This is a genomic window from Bacillus sp. XT-2 (genome assembly GCF_025696525.1).
GTDB lineage: Bacteria > Bacillota > Bacilli > Bacillales > Bacillaceae > Bacillus > Bacillus halotolerans.
In genome coordinates this window covers 625,663-645,181 of record NZ_JAHVOC010000002.1, presented here as the reverse complement: position 1 = coordinate 645,181, position 19,519 = coordinate 625,663, and the positions used below count along the sequence as shown (strand labels likewise).

Sequence of the window (19,519 nt, the reverse complement as noted above, 5' to 3'; positions counted from 1 at the left end):
CTGGAAGAAAGCAGACCGCTAACACAGTACATAAAAAAGGAGACATGAACGATGAACATCAAAAAGTTTGCCAAACAGGCAACAGTATTAACCTTTACAACCGCACTGCTGGCAGGAGGCGCGACTCAAGCGTTTGCGAAAGAAGCAGATCACAAACCGTATAAAGAAACATACGGCATTTCCCATATTACCCGCCACGACATGCTGCAAATCCCTGAACAGCAAAAGAATGAAAAATATCAGGTGCCTGAATTTGACCAATCGAAGATTAAAAACATCTCTTCTGCAAAAGGTTTGGACGTGTGGGACAGCTGGCCATTGCAAAACGCGGACGGCACAGTCGCAAACTATCATGGCTACCATGTTGTCTTTGCATTAGCCGGAGACCCTAAAAACGCGGATGACACATCGATTTACATGTTCTATCAAAAAGTTGGCGAGACTTCCATTGACAGCTGGAAGAACGCAGGCCGTGTCTTTAAAGACAGTGACAAGTTTGATGCAAATGATCCCATCTTAAAAGATCAGACACAAGAATGGTCAGGATCAGCTACATTTACATCTGACGGCAAAATCCGTTTATTCTACACTGACTTTTCCGGTAAACATTACGGCAAACAAACACTGACAACTGCACAGGTTAACGTGTCAACTTCAGACAGCTCTCTTACGATTAACGGTGTAGAAGATCACAAGTCCATCTTTGACGGCGACGGCAAAACATATCAAAATGTTCAGCAGTTCATTGATGAGGGCAACTATAGTTCAGGCGATAACCATACGCTGAGAGACCCTCACTATGTGGAAGATCATGGCCGCAAATACCTGGTATTTGAAGCGAACACAGGAACTGAAGACGGCTACCAAGGCGAAGAATCTTTATTTAACAAAGCTTATTATGGCAAAAGCTCATCATTCTTCCGTCAAGAAAGTCAAAAACTTCTGCAAAGCGATAAAAAACGCACTGCAGAATTAGCTAACGGCGCACTTGGCATGATTGAGCTTAACGATGACTACACACTGAAGAAAGTCATGAAGCCGCTGATCACATCTAACACAGTAACTGACGAAATCGAACGTGCGAATGTCTTCAAAATGAACGGCAAATGGTATCTGTTCACTGACTCTAGAGGATCAAAAATGACAATCGACGGCATTACATCTAACGATATTTACATGCTGGGTTATGTCTCTAACTCCTTAACAGGCCCGTACAAGCCGCTGAACAAAACCGGCCTTGTGCTGAAAATGGATCTAGATCCTAACGATGTGACCTTTACTTACTCACACTTTGCCGTACCGCAAGCTGAAGGGAACAATGTCGTTATTACAAGCTACATGACAAACAGAGGTTTCTATGCAGACAAACAGGCAACGTTTGCGCCAAGCTTCTTACTGAACATCAAAGGCAAAAAGACATCTGTCGTGAAAAACAGCATCCTTGAACAAGGCCAACTAACAGTTAACAAATAAAACGCAAAAGAAAATGCCGATACCCTATTGGCATTTTCTTTTATTTCTTTATTAAAATCTAAAGCGGAGAAACCGAAATGAAATATAAAAAAACATGCAAATGGTCAGCCGTATTCCTCATCTTTACAGGAATACTTTTGTTTATAGACTTATGGTCAAACGAGGAGCCCGACAAAAAATCAAAATCTGCCCATAGACCGGACTACCGGGCGGCATATCATTTTACGGCTCCTGACAAATGGAAAAATGATCCCCAAAAACCCATCTATTTCGATGGAAAGTATCATTACTACTATCTGTATAACGGTGATTATCCAAACGGCAATGGCACGGAATGGCGGCATGCTGTGTCAGAGGATTTGGTGCATTGGACAGATGAAGGCGTGGCAATTCCCAAATACACAAATCCAAACGGCGACATCTGGACCGGATCATTCGTCATCGATAAAGAAAATACAGCCGGCTTTGGCAAAAATGCACTTGTCGCCATTGTGACTCAGCCTTCAGCCAAAGACAAAAAGCAGGAGCAGCATTTATGGTACAGCACAGACAAAGGGAAAACATTTAAGCCCTACACTGACGATCCCATTATGCCCAATCCGGGGACAAAGGATTTCAGAGACCCAAAAGTCATATGGGATGATCAGCATAATAAATGGGTAATGGTCATGGCTGAAGGAACAAAAATCGGCTTTTACGAATCCGATAATTTAAAGGACTGGCAGTACACAAGCGGTTTCTTTACAGAGCAGGCAGGCATCATTGAATGCCCCGACCTTTACATGATGCGGGCAAGTGACGGGACGACGAAATGGATTCTCGGCGCCAGCGCAAACGGGAAACCGTGGGGCAAACCCAATACGTACGCCTACTGGACCGGAGGCTTTGACGGAAAAGAATTTTCTGCGGATCAAACCGAACCCCAATGGCTTGATTACGGATTTGACTGGTACGGAGGCGTAACATTTGAGGACGGGAAAAACACAGATCAATTGAATAAGCGTTACGCGCTGGCTTGGATGAACAATTGGGATTACGCCAATAACACGCCGACCAGAAAAAATGGCTTTAACGGCACAGATTCAATCGTGCGGGAAATCCGGCTCCAGCAGCAGGACGGCGCATACAGTCTCATCTCACAGCCTGTCGAAGCATTGCAGCAGCTTTCCGCTTCCACTGACGAAGTGAAAGAACTGAATGTCAACGGCTCCAAAACCCTGTCCGTAGCAGGCGATACGTATCAGCTGGATATGGACCTTTCTTGGACAGATATGAAAAACGCTGGCGTCCGGCTGAGAGAATCGGCAGACAAAAAACGCCATATTGATGTCGGCATATTCGCTGAAGGCGGCTATGCGTATGTCAACAGAGCTTTCACAGACCAGCCGGATAAAAGCAAAATGTACGTTGAAAGCAAAGCGCCCTATGACACCAGCAAACAAAACGCGCACTTAAAAATTCTCGTTGATAAAACAACGATAGAAGTGTTTGTCGGTGACGGGAAAACCGTTTTTTCAAATGAAGTGTTCCCAAAATCCGAGGATAAAGGCATTACTCTCTTTTCTGAAGGCGGCTCAGCTTCCTTTAAAAATATAAAAGTGAAACATTTTGATACGATTCATCAATAAAAACAGATGCAGCGCTTGCTGCATCTGTTTTTTTATGAGAGCCGAAACAGCAGTCAGCCTGTGCGTATTGTCTGTTTCATATTGGGCATTGTAAGAAATATAAGGCTTGTTTCTAAGGAGGAAGCGGATGTCTAAACAAGGAAATTTTCAAAAATCGATGTCGCTGTTTGATCTGATTCTGATCGGGATGGGAGCTATCTTTGGATCAGCATGGCTGTTCGCTGTCAGTAATGTCGCTTCAAAAGCAGGACCCTCCGGCGCTTTTTCCTGGATTATCGGAGGAGCCATTATTCTGTTAATCGGACTGGTGTACGCAGAACTCGGAGCCGCTTTACCCCGCACTGGAGGCATCATCAGGTATCCGGTCTATTCACACGGCCATTTGGTCGGCTATTTAATTTCATTTGTCACAATTGTAGCTTACACAAGCCTGATTTCGATTGAAGTCACAGCCGTCCGGCAATATGTGGCCTATTGGTTTCCTGGCCTGACCAAAGAGGGCTCTGACTCACCGACCATTGCAGGCTGGATTTTGCAGTTTGCCTTGCTCTGCTTGTTTTTCCTGCTGAATTACTGGAGCGTTAAAACCTTTGCAAAGGCCAATTTCATTATTTCTATTTTTAAATATATCGTACCGGTCACGATCATTATTGTGCTGTTTTTTCATTTTCAGCCGGGAAACTTATCGGTTGAAGGGTTTGCGCCTTTTGGTTTTACAGGCATACAGGCCGCCATTTCGACGGGGGGTGTCATGTTTGCATATCTCGGGCTGCACCCTATTGTGTCTGTTGCCGGTGAGGTACAAAATCCGAAACGCAATATCCCGATCGCTTTAATTATCTGTATTATCGTTTCAACCATTATTTACACGATTTTGCAAATCACCTTTATCGGTGCGATTCCGACAGAAACGCTGAAAAACGGCTGGCCGGCAATCGGCCGTGAATTTTCATTGCCGTTTAAAGACATTGCGGTTATGCTCGGTTTAGGATGGCTTGCAACGCTTGTCATTTTAGACGCCATTCTGTCTCCGGGAGGAAACGGGAATATTTTTATGAATACGACATCTCGCCTCGTTTACGCTTGGGCGCGGAATGGCACATTATTTGGCATATTTTCAAAGGTCAATAAAGAAACGGGGACACCCCGTGCTTCACTCTGGCTTTCATTTGCCATGTCGATTTTCTGGACGCTCCCCTTCCCTTCGTGGAACGCGCTCGTCAATGTCTGTTCTGTCGCTCTCATCCTTTCTTATGCGATTGCACCAATTTGTTCAGCCGCACTGAGAGTAAATGCGAAGGACTTAAACAGGCCGTTTTATTTAAAAGGAATGAGCATCATCGGGCCGCTTTCATTTATTTTTACGGCGTTTATTGTGTACTGGTCAGGATGGACAACCGTTTCCTGGCTTCTCGGCTCACAGCTCGTCATGTTTTTGATCTATCTCTGCTTCAGTAAATACGCGCCTAAAGAAGACGTCAGCCTGGCCCAGCAGCTGAAATCAGCCTGGTGGCTCGTCGGATTTTATGTCATGATGCTGATTTTTTCCTATATCGGCTCTTTCGGGCATGGCTTAGGCATTATCAGCAATCCCGTCGATCTCATATTGGTTGCCATCGGCTCGCTTGCGATTTACTATTGGGCAAAGTATACCGGGCTCCCGAAAGCCGCGATTGATTATGATAAATAAAGAAGCAGGAGTTTCTCTTGCTTCTTTTTTCGCTTTACAAACACCATCACTCAAGATAAAATGAATGATAGTCAGTCATTACAGGAGGTGTTCCTCGTGCCAAAACAAACATCAGGAAAATATGAAAAGATTCTGCAGGCGGCGATTGAAGTCATTTCGGAAAAGGGACTCGATAAAGCCTCCATCTCAGAGATCGTAAAAAAAGCCGGCACTGCCCAAGGAACGTTTTATTTATATTTTTCATCCAAAAATGCTCTGATTCCGGCCATTGCGGAAAACCTTCTCACTCATACGCTAGAGCAAATCAAAGGAAGACTGAATGGCGAGGAAGATTTTTGGACCGTCTTACAAACCTTAATTGATGAGACGTTTCACATCACAGAGCGCCATAAAGATATTATTGTCCTCTGCTATTCGGGGCTTGCCATCGACCATTCCATGGAAAAATGGGAGACCATTTATCAGCCTTATTATTCTTGGCTTGAGAACATCATCAACAAGGCGATCGACAGCCAAGATGTGATCGAAGGCATCAATGCAAAGTGGACGGCAAGAACCATCATCAATTTGGTTGAGAACACAGCAGAACGGTTTTATATCGGGTTTGAACAAGATGAAAACCTTGAAGTATCTAAAAAAGAAATTTTCACATTCTTAAAACGGAGCTTAGGTAAAGCTTAAAAAATGACTGGGTGACACCGCTCATTTTTTAATGCCTAAAAATGACTGACGTTCATTCACAAAAAGAGGTGTTACTGTTGTATTGGGTACTTGTTTTGATAGCAGGGCTTCTAGAAGTGGTTTGGGCCTCCTCCCTCAAACATGCGGATTCGCTTTTTGATTGGATTATCGTTTTTCTATTAATAGCGATAAGCTTTATACTGTTAATCCGCTCTTATCGAAAAATTCCTATGGCCGCGGCGTATACCGTATTTGTCGGAATTGGAACGGTCGGAACCTACACGACCGGGATCTTCTTAGGCGAATCCTTCTCAGCAGCGCAAATCTTCTTTTTGATGCTGCTGCTAGCCGGTATTTTAGGAATGAAGCTTTTCACAAAAGAAAATAAAACTCAGCCGAGAGGTGAAAAATAATGGCGTGGTTTTTATTATTTATTGCGGGTATAGAAGAAATTATAGCTGCCATCGCCATGAAATATATAGACGGCACAAAGAAAAAATGGCCGATTATTGTGATGACTGCCGGATTTGCTTTATCTTTTTACTGTCTTTCACAGGCCATGCAAGTCCTGCCTTCCGGTGTTGCTTATGCCGTCTGGACCGGTATAGGCAGCATAGGCGTAACAGCAGTCAGCCTGATTTGGTTTAAGGAACGGTTTCAGCTTTCTCAGCTGATTTCTCTTTGCCTGATACTTGCCGGCGTCATCGGCCTGCGTCTTACGTCTTAGATCATAAAAGGCATATACAGAAAGCTGTATATGCCTTTTATCTTTTACTCATCATCTTGATGTTTATGAAGATGAAGCGGCGGCGGGATGAGCCAGCCTTTGTTTTTCAGCAGCCTTAAGTATTTTGCCCCTGTTGCCGCCTTGGTCATATGAAATTGCCCAAACATCATGGCGATGTCTTCGCGAATCGACTGCCCCATAATTTTGCTGCATGTCACAAGACCGGCTGCATTTTGCGCCGCTGCGGATGCGGCCACATCCGGATCGAGAAACCGCGCGCCCGGCGGAATGTCGTTAAGATCTGCATCCGGCGGCTCAGGAGAAGCGGGCGGAAGCCCCACGCCATTTTCTTTCAGGATATTGCTGACCTGTTTGATTTCATCTTGGCATTTCTCGATGGACTCACGAAGCAGCTTCTTTAAATCGCCATCACCAACATGATGCAATAACATCTGGTAATTGCCGATCATTTTATTTCCCGCCATCACATAACTCCACAAACTGAATACCTCACCGTAATGCATCGGTTCTTCCTGCGGGTTTCCGCTTAAAATACCCATTGTCTTCCTCCTTAACAAATTCAATACTGTTCATCACCTACGATGCCCAGCAGGAGGAAAAATTATGTACTCAAGAGAAGTTTTCTGGAAACAAAAAAGACAAGAGCGGCAAAATGCCAAACCCTTGTCTTTCCTGTTGTTCTATTGGACGCGCTCGGAGGGATTCGAACCCCCGGCAGACGTGGTACCGGAAACCACCGCTCTATCCAACTGAGCTACGAGCGCATATTGACATATTTTCACTGTGTGATGATAACGTCAGCATAACTCATTATACGGTATTTCAGCCGAAATAACAACCCTCTATTTTAAAGGGCTGTTTTTTTAAGAAGACACATCATCTTCTTTCAGAAGCTCACATACGATGGTTTGAACCGTTGTATTTTTGGGGAAAATGGGAAAAAGAGAAGAGTTTGCATGTCAAGCCAGCTTTTTGTTTGACCTTTATTGACCAAAAATGTATCATGTAACTACATACTTACCTAAAAGGTGAAGGAGGAGCATTATGAATTTAATACCTACAGTCATTGAACAAACGAACCGCGGGGAAAGAGCGTATGACATTTATTCTCGTTTATTAAAGGATCGTATCATCATGCTTGGATCTGCGATTGATGACAACGTTGCGAACTCCATCGTTTCACAGCTTTTATTCTTAGAAGCGGAAGACCCTGAAAAAGATATTTCTATTTACATCAACAGCCCGGGCGGCTCTATCACGGCCGGTATGGCGATCTATGATACCATGCAGTTTATTAAGCCGAAGGTATCTACAATTTGTATCGGTATGGCTGCGTCAATGGGCGCGTTCTTGCTTGCTGCCGGAGAAAAAGGCAAACGCTATGCGCTTCCGAACAGTGAAGTTATGATTCACCAGCCTCTTGGCGGAGCTCAAGGTCAAGCGACAGAAATTGAAATTGCCGCGAAACGTATTCTCTTGCTTCGCGACAAACTAAACAAAGTGCTTGCTGAACGTACTGGCCAGCCGCTGGAAGTGATCGAACGCGACACAGACCGCGATAACTTCAAGTCTGCTGAAGAAGCGCTTGAATACGGCCTGATTGACAAAATTCTGACTCGCAACACTGAAGAGCAAAAGTAAAACGAGAAGAGCCTTCCTTTCGGAGGGCTCTTTTTTAAATTTCTGTCCACTTTTTCTCTAAAATCGGATATGAGTAGTTCTTCATTTGCTCAACTAACTCATCGGGCCGTGAAGAGCTATGAATCAGTTTAAGATGAGAGTCGTTAGAAAATCCTTCTTGAATGCTGTATTTGACCATTTTCATCATCGGTTCAAAATATCCGTTGACATTATACAGTCCGATCGGCTTTTGATGAATGCCGATCTGCGCCCAGCAAAGCACTTCAAATAATTCTTCATATGTACCGAAACCGCCCGGCATGGCGATATAGCCGTCAGCCAGTTCGCTCATTTTTGCCTTCCGTTGGTGCATGCCGTTGACTTCAATCAGCTCTGTCAAGTTTTGATGGACAACCTCTCCGCTGAACAGGCCGCTTGGCATCACTCCAATTGCAGTGCCGCCGTTTTCCATTAACGCATCGGCAATCGCGCCCATCAACCCTACACGAGAGCCCCCGTATACCAGGCCGATTCCCTGCTCTGCCATATACACGCCAAGCTCTGTCGCTTTTCTTTTATACGCTTCATTTCCCCCCGGGTTTGAGCCCGCAAATACACAAATTGTTTTCATCTCGTCATCTCCGCATCTATATATCGTATTAACATTCAAAAAACACACTATATATTGTCCCACCTTCATGTGATAATATCAATATGAAATACATAAAGAATGCAGGAGTGATGATGTTGCAGCTGGCTGATGCTGAAAAATGGATGAAAGAGTTTTACGAAAAAAGGGGCTGGACGGAATACGGACCGTTTATTCGAGTCGGGTTTTTAATGGAGGAAGCCGGAGAGCTGGCACGGGCTGTCAGGGCGTACGAAATCGGCAGAGACCGGCCGGATGAGAAAGAATCGACACGAGCTGAGCAAAAACAAGAATTGATTGAAGAAATGGGAGACGTCATCGGAAATATCGCCATCCTTGCTGATATGTACGGCGTTTCTTTAGAAGACGTGATGATAGCCCACCAAGAAAAACTGACAAAGCGATTTGAGCATGCATAAAAAAAACGGCCGCAGTCGGCCGTTTTTTCATCCTGTGATTTCATCATGATGATCAAAGAAATGCTGCTTTCCTATTTTGTGAAAGAGGCCTGTTTTATGCAGGAGCTCTTTAGGCTGAGACTGCAGCCCTACGATCATCAGCTTTCCGTTGTGGCGCTTAATTCTGTTCATGATGTTCACAAGCACCGCTTCTGCGGACGTATCCATGTAATGCACTTTATTCATGAGTAAAATCAGGGTCTTCGGCTTTTTCTGTACATGCTCTAACAGTGACGATTCAAGCGAATCAATCGATCCGAAAAACAGCGGTCCTTCTATGGAGTACATGCTGACAGAAGGATCTGTCCCCTGCTCCCTCTTAGCCGCTTTCGCAAGAGCTGGATGAGACTCCTGATTGTGAATACGGGTCGCTTCACTCATTCTTCTGATGAAGAACACAAATGCGAGTAGCAATCCGGTCGCCACACCGACGATTAAATCAAACAGAACCGTCAGGGCAAAGGTAGCGGCTAAAATGAAGGAATCGGCGTTTTTCAATCTCAGCATGTTTGCGACTTCCTTCCGCTCACTCATATTCCATGCGACAACCATCAATATCGGCGCCATACTTGCAAGCGGAACGTGGGAAGCATAAGGCGCGAATACAAGCAGTACAAGAAGAACCACGACGCCGTGAACGACACCTGAGACAGGCGAAACCGCTCCGTTTTTAATATTGGTTGCCGTCCGCGCAATCGCTCCGGTAGCCGGGATTCCGCCAAACAGCGGCGCGGCCATATTCGCAATCCCCTGGCCGACAAGCTCTTTGTTGCTGTCGTGCTTTGACCCTTTCATATTATCGGCAACCATCGCGGATAATATTGACTCGAGGCCGCCAAGAAGCGCGATGACAAGCGCTGCCGGAAACAGCATGACCATTTTATCTATTGTCAGCTCCGGAAACTGAAATTCAGGCAAATGGCGAGGAATATCTCCATAGGTTGAGCCAATCGTTGCCATGCGGTCAGGGAAAAACACAACCGCAACAAGCGTAGAAATGAGAAGAGCCAATAAAGCTCCGGGTACTTTTGGCATCACTTTGGCGGATACAAGCAAAATGACAAGTCCGATGACTGCTGTCAAAATGGCATATCCGTTAAAGGTGCCGAGCTTCTGTGCAATTTCAAACATGTTGTGATGAAAGTTCTCATGTTTTTCTACGTTTTTCAAACCGAGAAAATTAGCGATTTGTTCAGTGAAGATTAACACGGCGATTCCAGCCGTAAACCCGACGATAACTGGCTTCGGCACATACTTCATAATTTTGCCGAGCTTAAACAATCCGAACAGCACCAGCATGACGCCTGCCATAAATCCCGCTATCAGCAGATTTTCCAGCCCGTACTGCATCACAATACCGAATAAAATCGGGACAAACGCGCCAGTCGGACCGCCAATTTGATATTTAGATCCCCCGAACAAAGAAATACAGATCCCCGCCACGACAACAGTATACAGCCCGTATTCAGGCTCGACTCCCGAGGCAATGGCAAACGCCATCCCTAAAGGAATTGCCACGACTCCTACTACGATACCTGCAATGAGGTCTTTCTGAAATTTCTGCAAATTGTATCCCTTGAATCTCCCAGAGAATCGCATATTTTGTTAAAACCTCCCTTATGAATTAGTCTTTATGAACTCAGTTTCATAACCGTTAATCACGACATCAAGTTTGCCTGTCTCCGGGTGTATCACAAGCCCGTGAACCGGCAGCTTTTTTGGCAGCAGCGGATGATTCTTGATCAGATTGACACTGTGGGAAACGCTTTCTTCCACACTGTGAAAGCCGGTCAGCCAAGTTTTTAAGTCTAATCCGGCGCTATCAAGCAAACTCAGACAGCTTGCTTCTACCCCACGTTCCTTTGCTTTTTCAAGAATCGAGGCCGCATTCAGGCCTGACATCCCGCATTCATGGTGGCCGATAATGCAAACCTCTTCAGCCTGCAATTCATAAATGGCGACCAATATGCTGCGCATGACACTTCCAAATGGGTGAGAAACGATGGCTCCCGCGTTTTTTACAATCTTAGCGTCGCCGTTTTTAAGCCCCATTGCTTGCGGAAGAAGTTCTGTGAGTCTTGTATCCATACAGGTAACAATAACGAGCTTTTTTGAAGGGAATTTTGTCGTTTTGTAGGGTTCGTACTTCTTCTCTCTGACAAACTGCTGATTGTGTTCCAAAATTGATGTTAAAGAAACCATTCTAATTCATCTCCCATCCATATGATTTTGCAAGCCTTCTTACCCAGCTTACAGTAAGGAATTATAGCATAGGAACAGGCCGCGAAAAGGCTTTCAACAAAAGACGATCTAATTGGACTGTAAAATAAAAACTCAAAAATTTATATCTTTCAAAGATAATAAAATTTATATTTATTGAATCCTATAATCCAGGTTCTGCTGGTATTTTGGTGATTTGTCTGACAAAAAATATAGGCGAATTCAGATAATTAAAAAACTTATTTAAGCAGAGGCTGCTATTTTTTCATTCATCACGATCATTTTAAGTTCAAAAGAACCAGAAATTTTAACAAACGCAGCAATATTTCTAACTTCTATTTCTTTCCGATATAATAAAATAGACAACAGCCATAAAGGGGGAGCCTTGTTGAAACCATTTGTATTTATCACCAAACCGATTCCTGAAGAGATTGAAAACATGATCAGTGAGCATTGCCGCTATGAGATATGGCAGGAGGATACACTTCCGCAAGAGGTGCTATTCGAAAAAATGAAAGATGCTGAAGGGCTTTTAACTACTGGAACATCTGGGCCGTCCATCAACAGCGAGCTGCTTGAACATGCTCCTAAGCTGAAGGTCGTCAGCAATCAATCCGTCGGCTACGATAATTTTGATATAGAAGCGATGAAAGAAAAAAGCGTCGTCGGCACTCATACGCCTTATACACTGGATGACACAGTGGCCGATCTGGCCTTTTCTTTAATTCTATCATCGGCCAGACGTGTTGCTGAACTGGACCGTTTCGTCCGGGCCGGTAAATGGGGTACGGTTGAAGAAGAAGACCTTTTCGGCATTGACGTCCATCATCAAACATTAGGCATTATCGGCATGGGCAGAATCGGCGAGCAAGCGGCCAGACGCGCCAAATTCGGTTTCGATATGGACGTGCTTTATCATAACCGCCATCGCAAACAAGAAACTGAAGAAAGCATCGGCGTCAAATACGCTGAGCTTGACACACTGCTGGAGCAATCAGATTTTGTTCTGCTGATTACTCCGCTGACTGACGAAACGTATCACATGATCGGGGAACGTGAATTTAAACTGATGAAGGATTCCGCAATTTTCGTCAATATTTCCCGGGGAAAGACGGTTGATGAAAAAGCCCTCATCCGCGCTCTTCAAGAAGGCTGGATTCGCGGTGCCGGTTTAGACGTGTACGAAGAAGAACCTGTTGCAAAAGACAACCCGCTCTTGCAGCTCGATAATGTCACCCTACTGCCGCATATTGGCTCAGCAACAGCTAAAGTGCGTTTCAATATGTGTAAACAGGCCGCTGAAAACATGATCGCAGCTATCAAAGGGGAAACACCGAAAAATCTGACAAGAGAATTTCAGTAAATCTAAAAATCCGGTCTGATGAAGACCGGATTTCATATTACATATGCTGGAGAACAGCACGCTTATAAATATGACGAGTGACGATATAATAAACAGCCTGAAACACAAAATAAATGAAGATGACAATCACGGCCTCAAGAAATAAGTTAGCATTCAGCATGTTGCTTAACGCCACATACGCAAAACCGGCGTGAATCGTGCCCGCGATAAACGGGATGAAGAACAAAAATCCAATTTGTCTTCCAAGGATGGAGTGAATCTCTTTGTCCGTAATCCCCATTCTCTTTAATGCTAACACTTGCACTCTCGTATCTTCTATTTCAGTAAACATCCGCAAATACAGCATGCTTCCTTGAACGATAAAAAACAGCACGCTGACAAACAGACCGATAAACAGCATTAATGCGACTCCCTGCTTCACAACTTGAAAACTCGGAGCACGCGTTTGAAAATCAGATGTATGTTCTTTCGGCACCATGTTTTCAAGCTTCTCAGAGACGTCCACCGTCTCCTGCCAATGCTCAAGCTCGTAGCCTACCACTCTCGTCTGATCCTTCAGCGGCACCTCCTGTGTCAGGCTGTCAAAGCTTTTTTCGCTGACAACCAATAAACGGCTGACTCCTCCGACTGACATCAATATCCCTTTGTTTTGCTGCTTTTTCATGACATAGGAAAGTGATTTTCCTGACTTCATATGAAACGCTGCTTTTTCCCCTTCCCCGAACGTATCTTTCACCATCATTTGAAACGGAACATTGATAAACGCTTCATTTTCTTGTAAATGAATAACGGGAAAACCTTTTTCCTTTGCGACTTGATTATAGATTTTCTCTGAGATCAGCAAGGCCTCTGCTTCCGCTTTCCTGTTTCCATACGGCAAGTCTGATTGAAATGTAACAGGAATACCTGTGGCATTCACCTTATATTTAATCTCAGCATCTGCTCTTTTCAATGTATTCTCAGCCGTCTCAGGCTTCATAACCTGAAAACGGGAAGCGTCTTTTTCCACCCAGGCAACAGATTGAGGAATGCTTTGCTCCTCCTGCCTTTCTAAATCAGCATAAAACATATAGATCACACCTGTAGCGGTTAAAATGACTGCTGTAATCACAGAGGTTAAAAACAGCATGCGTGCGTGATCTTTCAGCCTGAATATCATGTTGGAACGCACAATGATATTGGTTCCTTTGTAAAAGCTGTGTTTCTTTCTGTACAGCATGCGGAAAAACGCAACACTGCTTTGTGTAAAAAAGAAATACGTGCCGATTAACACTAAAATCAAAATCGGAAAGACACGAAACATCATGTCGATCGCATTGGCTGTGGCAGACAGATAATAACCGCCAGCCAGACAAAGCAAAGACAGCACAGTGAGCCATTTTGAATAGGCCGGTAAATTTTTAGGTTTTTGAGCTGATTTAATCAAATCTATGATTTCGAGCTTGCGAATCTGCCCCAGCGATAAAATAAGCAGGACTTGAAACAATATGAGAAAACCGACCGCCGTCAGCACAAATGCTTTCGGTACAATCGCAAACGAGATCGGCACCTTCACACTGAGCATCCACGTCATGACCATAAAAAACAGTTTTGAAAATAACAGCCCCGTGCCGATACCGGCCGCAATCGCCGCAAGAGAAATCAGCGACTGCTCATAATAAATCATCTTTCGGAGCTGCTGCTTTGATGTCCCGAACAGCGAAAACAAGCCAAACTCTTTCTTTCTCGCTTGTAAAAATGCTGAATTTGAATAAGAAATAAAGAATATACAAAACACGATAATGACGATAAGAGCCGCGCTCAAACACGTTTTCACAAGGCTTCCGCCATACACATTGTCTTCCGTCACATCCGGGTGAAAAATAAAAGATGTGAAGACGAAAAAGACCGAGACGGCAAACACACAGCTTAAAAAGTAAGCAACATATCTTTGCAGATTCCCAATAATGTTCTTACGGGCGATGGTTCTCAAATTCATGAAAATCGCCTCCCAACACACTCAGGGTATCCAGGATACTTTGATAAAACACCTGCTGATTCGTTCCCCTGCGGATCTCTGAAAAAAATCTTCCGTCTTTAATAAAGACGATCCGTTTACAGAAGCTTGCCGCTGTGGCATCATGCGTAACCAATAGTATCGTTGCTTCCTTTTCTTCATTTAGCTGAGCCAGCGTGTTCATGACCTGTTTTGCAGATTTTGAATCAAGGTTGCCTGTCGGTTCATCTGCCAATATCAGAGCCGGATTATGAATAATGGCTCTTGCACAGGCCGCACGCTGCTGCTGGCCTCCGGACACTTCGTATGTACGGTGGTCCAGAATATGTTTGATTTGCAATGTATCTGCCAGTTCATCTAAGCGGTTTTCCATTTCACTCAGCTTTACCTTGTCCAACGCGAGCGGAAGCAGGATGTTTTCCCGAATCGTCAGCGTATCAAGCAGATTAAAGTCTTGGAAGACAAAGCCCAGCTCTCTTCTGCGAAACAGAGCCATCTCTTGATCCTTTAACGTTTTCGGCTGAATGCCGTTGATCATCATCTCGCCCTGGGTCGGCTTATCAATGGTGGCCAGCAAATTCAGGAGCGTGGTTTTTCCGCTTCCTGACGGCCCCATGATGCCGACAAATTCTCCTTTATTTACACTGAGGTCAAAATCGCTAAGTGCCTGATATGACATCGTTCCTTTATTTGAATAATATGTTTTTGACAGCTTCGTTGTTTGCAGCACGTTCATGCCTCTGATCCTCCTTTTTTCTTTATTATAAAAAGGAAGTCAGCAGCCTCCCATCGAACTTTCTTTCAATCTCGCTTTCGAACCTTACAATGCTGTCACATTCGCCAGGGTGTCACTTGAAAAGACGATTGTCATCACGGTGCCCGCTCCCTCTTTTGATTGCGCGTACAGTTTATGGCCCAGCTGGCTGCACACCTCTTTCGCCAAATATAGGCCCATTCCTGTCGCCTGCGTCATGCTTCGCCCGTTTTCACCAGTAAAAAACGGATCAAAAATCCGGGGAAGATCCTGCGCCGGAATGCCGATACCGTCATCTGCAACTGATAAACGCGTTTCATGGCCTTGCGTTTCAATCCGGATGGTAATATGGTCCCCAACGCCTTGCTTTGAATATTTCAGGGCATTAAAAAGGATTTGCTCCACAACAAAGGAAAGCCACTTTTGGTCACTGGAAACCTGAACGGCGTTTGGCGGCACATGTAATTTCGGAAAAAGCCGCCGTTTAATAAACTGCCGTTTTTCCTGATTGATCAATGAGCGGACAAGCTCTGTCAAATCAAAGGTTTCTGGTTTAACATCAAAAGCGAACTCCTCCAGCCGGGCTGTTTGCAGCATCATATCCAGCCCGTGGCGAAACCGTTCATTTTCGTCTTCCAGTTCCTCTAAAAATGTCTGAAAGGAAGAAGCGGTCCCGTTCTTTCCTTCCTGAATCATTAAGGAGATGACGGATACGGGTGTTTTCATATGGTGAATCCATTGATTCGTAAATGTATAATGCTGTTTTTGTTTATTGATATATTGTGAGAGCTTTCCGGCATATTGATCACCAAGCGCGTTAATCATTTTTGTCCAGAGGGCTTGCTCTCTTGTTCTTGGCTTGCGGGCTTCAAGTGACCGCCCTATGTCACTTGAAGCGGGTGCCTGGTCGGCCAGTTTTTTCAAAAATGCCAGAAAGGACACTTGCCGGATGTAATCGGCAGTAAAACCAGCCGCCAAAAGGACACCAGGCAGAACCCATATGTACATCATATTTTCTGCAGAAGGCTCGGCACCGCTCTCTATAATGCTTAAATAGGCAATAAACATAGCGGCACCTATGCTTAATAAGGAAAAAAGAATAATGGCTAATCGGTCGATGATATAAGTCTTTAACACTCCCGCTCATCCTTCCGATTGACTTCAAATACATAGCCCTGTCCCCTGATGGTTGCAATGGCATCTTTCAATCCGGCATTCTCCAGCTTTCTCCGCAGCCGATTGACATTGACCGTTAATGTATTATCATCAACAAAATCAACGTCGTCCCATAATGCCTCCAGCAATTCATCACGCGAGACAATTTTTTTGTGCTCTCTTATGAAAATCGAAAGCAGCTGAAATTCTTTTTGTGAAAACGAGATGCGGCTGTTCTTCCACTCCGCTTCATATTGGTCTGGATATATCGTTAGACCGCCAAGCTCCACCAGTCTTGATTCCTGGGACAAAGAAGGAGAATACTCACCATAGGTCCTGCGCAGCACGCTTTTGATTTTGGCCATGACGACTTCTAAGTGAAACGGCTTTGTGATATAGTCATCGCCCCCGTTCTCAATCGCCATCACCTGATTCAGTTCATCAGTCCGCGCCGAGATAAAAATAATCGGAGCATTTGAAACCGTTCGGATTTGCCTGCACCAATAAAACCCGTCAAAAAAAGGAAGATTAATATCGAGCAGCACAAGATCCGGTTTCATTTCCGCAAATTCTTCCTTTATGTTATTCAGCTTTTCAGCTATTTTTATATGATATCCGTATTTCTGAAGATGGCCGCCCAGCAATGAAGCAATCCGTTCATCATCTTCCACGAGTAAGATCCGATACACGTTTATCCCCCTTATATGTCTAGCGCGTTGATTTTTCTAGAAGATTCCAAAATTCATTATAGCATGTGGGGGATAGTAAATCGGTCTTTTTCTATTCGTTATGGTAGAATGAAAAAAGGGGAAAATTTCTTAATAAGTAGGTGTCATTATGAAGATAATCATGCTACTTGTAACCATTACGTCAACTCTTTCAGCATGCCAGCCGAACTATACCGGGGAATACATAGAAATTGGAGATTCACTGACTGAATACGAAAAAGAGTGCTTTAAAGAGAATCACATTCCTTATCAATATGAAAAAGGGAAACTGTATATCCCGGAAGATGCATTTGATGTAGTAATCAATACTTGTTCATAAGAAAAAGCTTGCAGTATGTCTGCAAGCTTTTCACATTACAAAAAATAAGTGTTTAATTTCTCTTCAAACTCTGAAGGGGCGATGTCACTTTTTTGGCCTTCTCCGCCGTTTTCATGAATCGTAAAATGGCGGTCTGACATGACCATCCGCCCGTTCGGTGTCAACTTTGAGGCGAGCAGTGATTTGTTAAAAGGAGATTTTTCATGAGAATGAATCAGGTCCTTCATGTCATCTAAATCACCGGGATCCCTCTCTTCAAGGGTAAAGGCATAACCGATTTTCCAGCCTTCTCCTTTGTCCATCAACAGAAGATGGGTGCCCATTTCCGTCGCTTTTTCCTTGATTCGGAATGCTCCCACAGGAGATTGTACCGTTTCTCCGGAAAGCGGTATCGGCTCCAGCGCCAGGTTGATGCCAAAACCAATATCAACGATGTAATCTCCCTTTTCTGCCGACAGCCATACAGCAGCATGGGTTCCTTCTAATGCCCACTCTTCTTGCTTTCCTGCATAAACTGTTCCGCGAATGAGCTTCACATGAAAACCGGCATCGCGTAAGACATAGTAAAGAAAACCATTCAGGTCGTAGCATAGTCCCCCATGCTGCTCTTTGATCAGACGGCGCCAAAGCTCCTCTTTGGTTACCTTATAATTCTCTTTTGCAAGAACTGCCCGGTTTTCAAAAGGGTATCGGTACGCCATCGCTTTTAGAAAAAGGGGAAGATCGTCGAAGCTGACATGATCCTTCTTCCAGCCGATTTTCTTAAAACAGTCTTTCAGAAAATCATTCATTTTGTATCACCTAAACTTCCTCTTGAACATACGCCGAAAGCTTTTCCAGCGCCTCTTGTTCATCTTCTCCCTCGGCAATCAATGTGACTTCTGTGCCTGTGCTTACTGCAAGGCTCATCAGTCCCATGATGCTTTTCGCATTTACTTTTTTCCCATCCTTCTCAAGAAACACATCTGACGTAAACCGGTTTGCTTCTTGTACAAACAAAGCAGCAGGACGCGCCTGCAGTCCTGTCTTTAATCGAACTTCCACTTTCTGCTGAACCATAAGATCTCCCCTTTTCTTTACGGTTATTTTAAAGTGACGGTTTGCCCTGTCCGCAGCTGTTCTGCGATTTCGTCAAGTTTTCTCAGCCTGTGATTGATCCCTGATTTGCTGATTTTTCCGCTCGCTACCATTTCCCCCAGCTCTTTCAGCGTCACTTCCTGGTAATCAATCCGCAGCTGCGCGATTTCCCGAAGTTTTTCAGGAAGCGCCTCCAAGCCGATTCTTTCATCGATGTATTTAATATTTTCTACCTGTCTGAGCGAAGCCCCGATGGTTTTGTTTAAGTTGGCTGTTTCACAATTGACAAGGCGATTAACCGAATTTCTCATGTCTCTGACGATTCTGACATCCTCAAAACGCAGCAGCGAATTATGTGCGCCGATTACGTTCAGAAATTCAGTAATCTTTTCTGCCTCTTTTAAGTAAGTGATATAGCCTTTTTTCCGTTCGAGCGTTTTGCTGTTTAAATGAAACTCATTTAACAGGTCGCATAATGAATCGTTATGCTCTTTATAGAGAGAAAAAATTTCTAAATGATACGAGGAGGTTTCCGGATTATTGACTGAACCTCCCGCCAAAAATGCCCCTCTCATGTAAGAACGCTTGCAGCATCTCTTTTTGACAAGCTCTTTTGAAATATTTCGCTCAAACACAAAATTCTCGCCGAGTATTTTTAAATCCTCTAAGATGAACTTTGCATTCTCTGAAAAACGCACAATATAGACGTTATTCTTTTTCAGCCGCATTTTCTTTCTGACCAGCAGCTCAACCGACACATCATATTGTCTTTTCAGCAATGTATAGATGCGGCGGGCAATCGCTGCATTTTCAGTTTGAACATCAAGTACGAGATGGCGGTTAGCAAATGATAAAGATCCATTCATTCGGATAAGTGCAGACAGCTCTGCCTTAATGCAGCAGTCCTTCACTTCCAGGTTCGTTAATTCTTTTTTTGTTTCCGATGCAAATGACATATAG

Annotated in this window: 21 protein-coding genes and 1 tRNA gene; 10 read left to right on the top strand and 12 right to left on the bottom strand. The window is 44.2% G+C overall.

Annotation, left to right across the window (positions count from 1 at the left end):
- Nucleotides 1-51: 51 nt before the first annotated feature.
- The 6 genes from sacB (at nucleotide 52) to KXD37_RS09320 (ending at nucleotide 6,199) form a co-directional block, all read left to right on the top strand.
- The gene (gene sacB / locus KXD37_RS09345; protein ID WP_095712955.1) at nucleotides 52-1,473 is read left to right on the top strand and encodes a levansucrase; all 1,422 of its coding nucleotides are present in this window, start codon (nucleotides 52-54) and stop codon (nucleotides 1,471-1,473) included.
- A gap of 77 nt (nucleotides 1,474-1,550) precedes the next feature.
- A complete protein-coding gene (locus KXD37_RS09340) occupies nucleotides 1,551-3,101 on the top strand; it encodes a glycoside hydrolase family 32 protein (protein WP_151174536.1) in 1,551 nt (516 codons plus the stop codon).
- A 127-nt stretch (nucleotides 3,102-3,228) separates the two neighbouring features.
- Nucleotides 3,229-4,791 (top strand): aspartate/proton symporter AspP, encoded by a 1,563-nt coding sequence (gene aspP, locus KXD37_RS09335; protein ID WP_024122949.1) that lies wholly within the window; start codon nucleotides 3,229-3,231, stop codon nucleotides 4,789-4,791.
- Nucleotides 4,792-4,887: 96 nt separating this feature from the next.
- Complete coding sequence (locus KXD37_RS09330; RefSeq protein WP_024122950.1) at nucleotides 4,888-5,472, top strand: TetR family transcriptional regulator; 585 nt, start codon at nucleotides 4,888-4,890, stop codon at nucleotides 5,470-5,472.
- A 77-nt stretch (nucleotides 5,473-5,549) separates the two neighbouring features.
- Nucleotides 5,550-5,885: a DMT family transporter gene (locus KXD37_RS09325; RefSeq protein WP_044160350.1), complete on the top strand. Its 336-nt coding sequence runs from the start codon at nucleotides 5,550-5,552 to the stop codon at nucleotides 5,883-5,885.
- A complete protein-coding gene (locus KXD37_RS09320) occupies nucleotides 5,885-6,199 on the top strand; it encodes a DMT family transporter (protein WP_024122952.1) in 315 nt (104 codons plus the stop codon). Before KXD37_RS09325 ends, KXD37_RS09320 begins: the two co-directional genes overlap by 1 nt.
- A 44-nt stretch (nucleotides 6,200-6,243) precedes the next feature.
- Here the strand turns inward: KXD37_RS09320 and KXD37_RS09315 are convergent, their stop codons facing one another.
- Both KXD37_RS09315 and KXD37_RS09310 read right to left on the bottom strand, forming a co-directional pair.
- The gene (locus KXD37_RS09315; protein WP_024122953.1) at nucleotides 6,244-6,759 is read right to left on the bottom strand and encodes a DUF3231 family protein; all 516 of its coding nucleotides are present in this window, start codon (nucleotides 6,757-6,759) and stop codon (nucleotides 6,244-6,246) included.
- 149 nt (nucleotides 6,760-6,908) lie between these two features.
- Nucleotides 6,909-6,984, bottom strand: a tRNA-Arg gene (locus KXD37_RS09310).
- Between the two features lie 280 nt (nucleotides 6,985-7,264).
- Here KXD37_RS09310 and clpP point away from each other — a divergent pair.
- On the top strand, nucleotides 7,265-7,861 hold the full coding sequence (gene clpP, locus KXD37_RS09305) for an ATP-dependent Clp endopeptidase proteolytic subunit ClpP (RefSeq protein ID WP_003219849.1): 597 nt from the start codon (nucleotides 7,265-7,267) through the stop codon (nucleotides 7,859-7,861).
- 34 nt (nucleotides 7,862-7,895) lie between these two features.
- On the opposite strand, the gene KXD37_RS09300 is transcribed toward clpP, so the two are convergent.
- Complete coding sequence (locus KXD37_RS09300) at nucleotides 7,896-8,471, bottom strand: TIGR00730 family Rossman fold protein (RefSeq protein WP_263463492.1); 576 nt, start codon at nucleotides 8,469-8,471, stop codon at nucleotides 7,896-7,898.
- Between the two features lie 116 nt (nucleotides 8,472-8,587).
- On the opposite strand from KXD37_RS09300, the gene KXD37_RS09295 reads away from it, so the two are divergent.
- Nucleotides 8,588-8,908 (top strand): MazG nucleotide pyrophosphohydrolase domain-containing protein, encoded by a 321-nt coding sequence (locus KXD37_RS09295; RefSeq protein ID WP_024122956.1) that lies wholly within the window; start codon nucleotides 8,588-8,590, stop codon nucleotides 8,906-8,908.
- Nucleotides 8,909-8,935: 27 nt separating this feature from the next.
- Here KXD37_RS09295 and KXD37_RS09290 read toward each other — a convergent pair whose 3' ends face one another.
- Nucleotides 8,936-10,546, bottom strand: coding sequence for a SulP family inorganic anion transporter (locus tag KXD37_RS09290; protein ID WP_106019611.1), 1,611 nt, complete (start codon nucleotides 10,544-10,546; stop codon nucleotides 8,936-8,938).
- Nucleotides 10,547-10,564: 18 nt separating this feature from the next.
- Nucleotides 10,565-11,149, bottom strand: coding sequence for a beta-class carbonic anhydrase (locus KXD37_RS09285; RefSeq protein ID WP_095712951.1), 585 nt, complete (start codon nucleotides 11,147-11,149; stop codon nucleotides 10,565-10,567).
- 403 nt (nucleotides 11,150-11,552) lie between these two features.
- Between KXD37_RS09285 and KXD37_RS09280 the strand changes: the two genes are divergently transcribed.
- Complete coding sequence (locus KXD37_RS09280) at nucleotides 11,553-12,530, top strand: 2-hydroxyacid dehydrogenase (protein WP_095712950.1); 978 nt, start codon at nucleotides 11,553-11,555, stop codon at nucleotides 12,528-12,530.
- A gap of 37 nt (nucleotides 12,531-12,567) precedes the next feature.
- Here the strand turns inward: KXD37_RS09280 and KXD37_RS09275 are convergent, their stop codons facing one another.
- From KXD37_RS09275 to KXD37_RS09260, 4 genes are all read right to left on the bottom strand, one after another.
- Complete coding sequence (locus KXD37_RS09275; protein ID WP_106019612.1) at nucleotides 12,568-14,508, bottom strand: ABC transporter permease; 1,941 nt, start codon at nucleotides 14,506-14,508, stop codon at nucleotides 12,568-12,570.
- Nucleotides 14,483-15,262: a lantibiotic ABC transporter ATP-binding protein PsdA gene (psdA, locus tag KXD37_RS09270; RefSeq protein ID WP_024122961.1), complete on the bottom strand. Its 780-nt coding sequence runs from the start codon at nucleotides 15,260-15,262 to the stop codon at nucleotides 14,483-14,485. Before psdA ends, KXD37_RS09275 begins: the two co-directional genes overlap by 26 nt.
- An 84-nt stretch (nucleotides 15,263-15,346) precedes the next feature.
- Nucleotides 15,347-16,417 carry a HAMP domain-containing histidine kinase gene (locus KXD37_RS09265; RefSeq protein ID WP_188323329.1) on the bottom strand — a complete coding sequence of 357 codons (1,071 nt, stop codon included), beginning with the start codon at nucleotides 16,415-16,417 and terminating at the stop codon, nucleotides 15,347-15,349.
- On the bottom strand, nucleotides 16,411-17,124 hold the full coding sequence (locus tag KXD37_RS09260; RefSeq protein ID WP_106019614.1) for a response regulator transcription factor: 714 nt from the start codon (nucleotides 17,122-17,124) through the stop codon (nucleotides 16,411-16,413). The genes KXD37_RS09265 and KXD37_RS09260 overlap by 7 nt, the downstream gene beginning before the upstream one ends.
- Before the next feature lie 148 nt (nucleotides 17,125-17,272).
- Between KXD37_RS09260 and KXD37_RS09255 the strand changes: the two genes are divergently transcribed.
- Nucleotides 17,273-17,482 carry a hypothetical protein gene (locus KXD37_RS09255; RefSeq protein ID WP_010331995.1) on the top strand — a complete coding sequence of 70 codons (210 nt, stop codon included), beginning with the start codon at nucleotides 17,273-17,275 and terminating at the stop codon, nucleotides 17,480-17,482.
- A 35-nt stretch (nucleotides 17,483-17,517) separates the two neighbouring features.
- Here KXD37_RS09255 and KXD37_RS09250 read toward each other — a convergent pair whose 3' ends face one another.
- The 3 genes from KXD37_RS09250 to whiA are packed head-to-tail and all read right to left on the bottom strand — an operon-like array spanning nucleotide 17,518 to nucleotide 19,515.
- Nucleotides 17,518-18,273: an arylamine N-acetyltransferase family protein gene (locus tag KXD37_RS09250; RefSeq protein ID WP_106019615.1), complete on the bottom strand. Its 756-nt coding sequence runs from the start codon at nucleotides 18,271-18,273 to the stop codon at nucleotides 17,518-17,520.
- A 10-nt stretch (nucleotides 18,274-18,283) separates the two neighbouring features.
- Nucleotides 18,284-18,541 carry an HPr family phosphocarrier protein gene (locus KXD37_RS09245; protein WP_024122965.1) on the bottom strand — a complete coding sequence of 86 codons (258 nt, stop codon included), beginning with the start codon at nucleotides 18,539-18,541 and terminating at the stop codon, nucleotides 18,284-18,286.
- Nucleotides 18,542-18,564: 23 nt separating this feature from the next.
- Nucleotides 18,565-19,515: a DNA-binding protein WhiA gene (whiA, locus tag KXD37_RS09240; RefSeq protein ID WP_024122966.1), complete on the bottom strand. Its 951-nt coding sequence runs from the start codon at nucleotides 19,513-19,515 to the stop codon at nucleotides 18,565-18,567.
- Between the last annotated feature and the right edge of the window lie 4 nt (nucleotides 19,516-19,519).

Coding starts and splice junctions, on each gene's coding strand:
- sacB (WP_095712955.1), top strand. CDS start 52: ATGAACATCAAAAAGTTTGCCAAACAGGCAACAGTATTAACCTTTACA.
- KXD37_RS09340 (WP_151174536.1), top strand. CDS start 1,551: ATGAAATATAAAAAAACATGCAAATGGTCAGCCGTATTCCTCATCTTT.
- aspP (WP_024122949.1), top strand. CDS start 3,229: ATGTCTAAACAAGGAAATTTTCAAAAATCGATGTCGCTGTTTGATCTG.
- KXD37_RS09320 (WP_024122952.1), top strand. CDS start 5,885: ATGGCGTGGTTTTTATTATTTATTGCGGGTATAGAAGAAATTATAGCT.
- KXD37_RS09315 (WP_024122953.1), bottom strand. CDS start 6,759: ATGGGTATTTTAAGCGGAAACCCGCAGGAAGAACCGATGCATTACGGT.
- clpP (WP_003219849.1), top strand. CDS start 7,265: ATGAATTTAATACCTACAGTCATTGAACAAACGAACCGCGGGGAAAGA.
- KXD37_RS09300 (WP_263463492.1), bottom strand. CDS start 8,471: ATGAAAACAATTTGTGTATTTGCGGGCTCAAACCCGGGGGGAAATGAA.
- KXD37_RS09290 (WP_106019611.1), bottom strand. CDS start 10,546: ATGCGATTCTCTGGGAGATTCAAGGGATACAATTTGCAGAAATTTCAG.
- KXD37_RS09285 (WP_095712951.1), bottom strand. CDS start 11,149: ATGGTTTCTTTAACATCAATTTTGGAACACAATCAGCAGTTTGTCAGA.
- KXD37_RS09275 (WP_106019612.1), bottom strand. CDS start 14,508: ATGAATTTGAGAACCATCGCCCGTAAGAACATTATTGGGAATCTGCAA.
- psdA (WP_024122961.1), bottom strand. CDS start 15,262: ATGAACGTGCTGCAAACAACGAAGCTGTCAAAAACATATTATTCAAAT.
- KXD37_RS09255 (WP_010331995.1), top strand. CDS start 17,273: ATGAAGATAATCATGCTACTTGTAACCATTACGTCAACTCTTTCAGCA.
- KXD37_RS09250 (WP_106019615.1), bottom strand. CDS start 18,273: ATGAATGATTTTCTGAAAGACTGTTTTAAGAAAATCGGCTGGAAGAAG.
- KXD37_RS09245 (WP_024122965.1), bottom strand. CDS start 18,541: ATGGTTCAGCAGAAAGTGGAAGTTCGATTAAAGACAGGACTGCAGGCG.
- whiA (WP_024122966.1), bottom strand. CDS start 19,515: ATGTCATTTGCATCGGAAACAAAAAAAGAATTAACGAACCTGGAAGTG.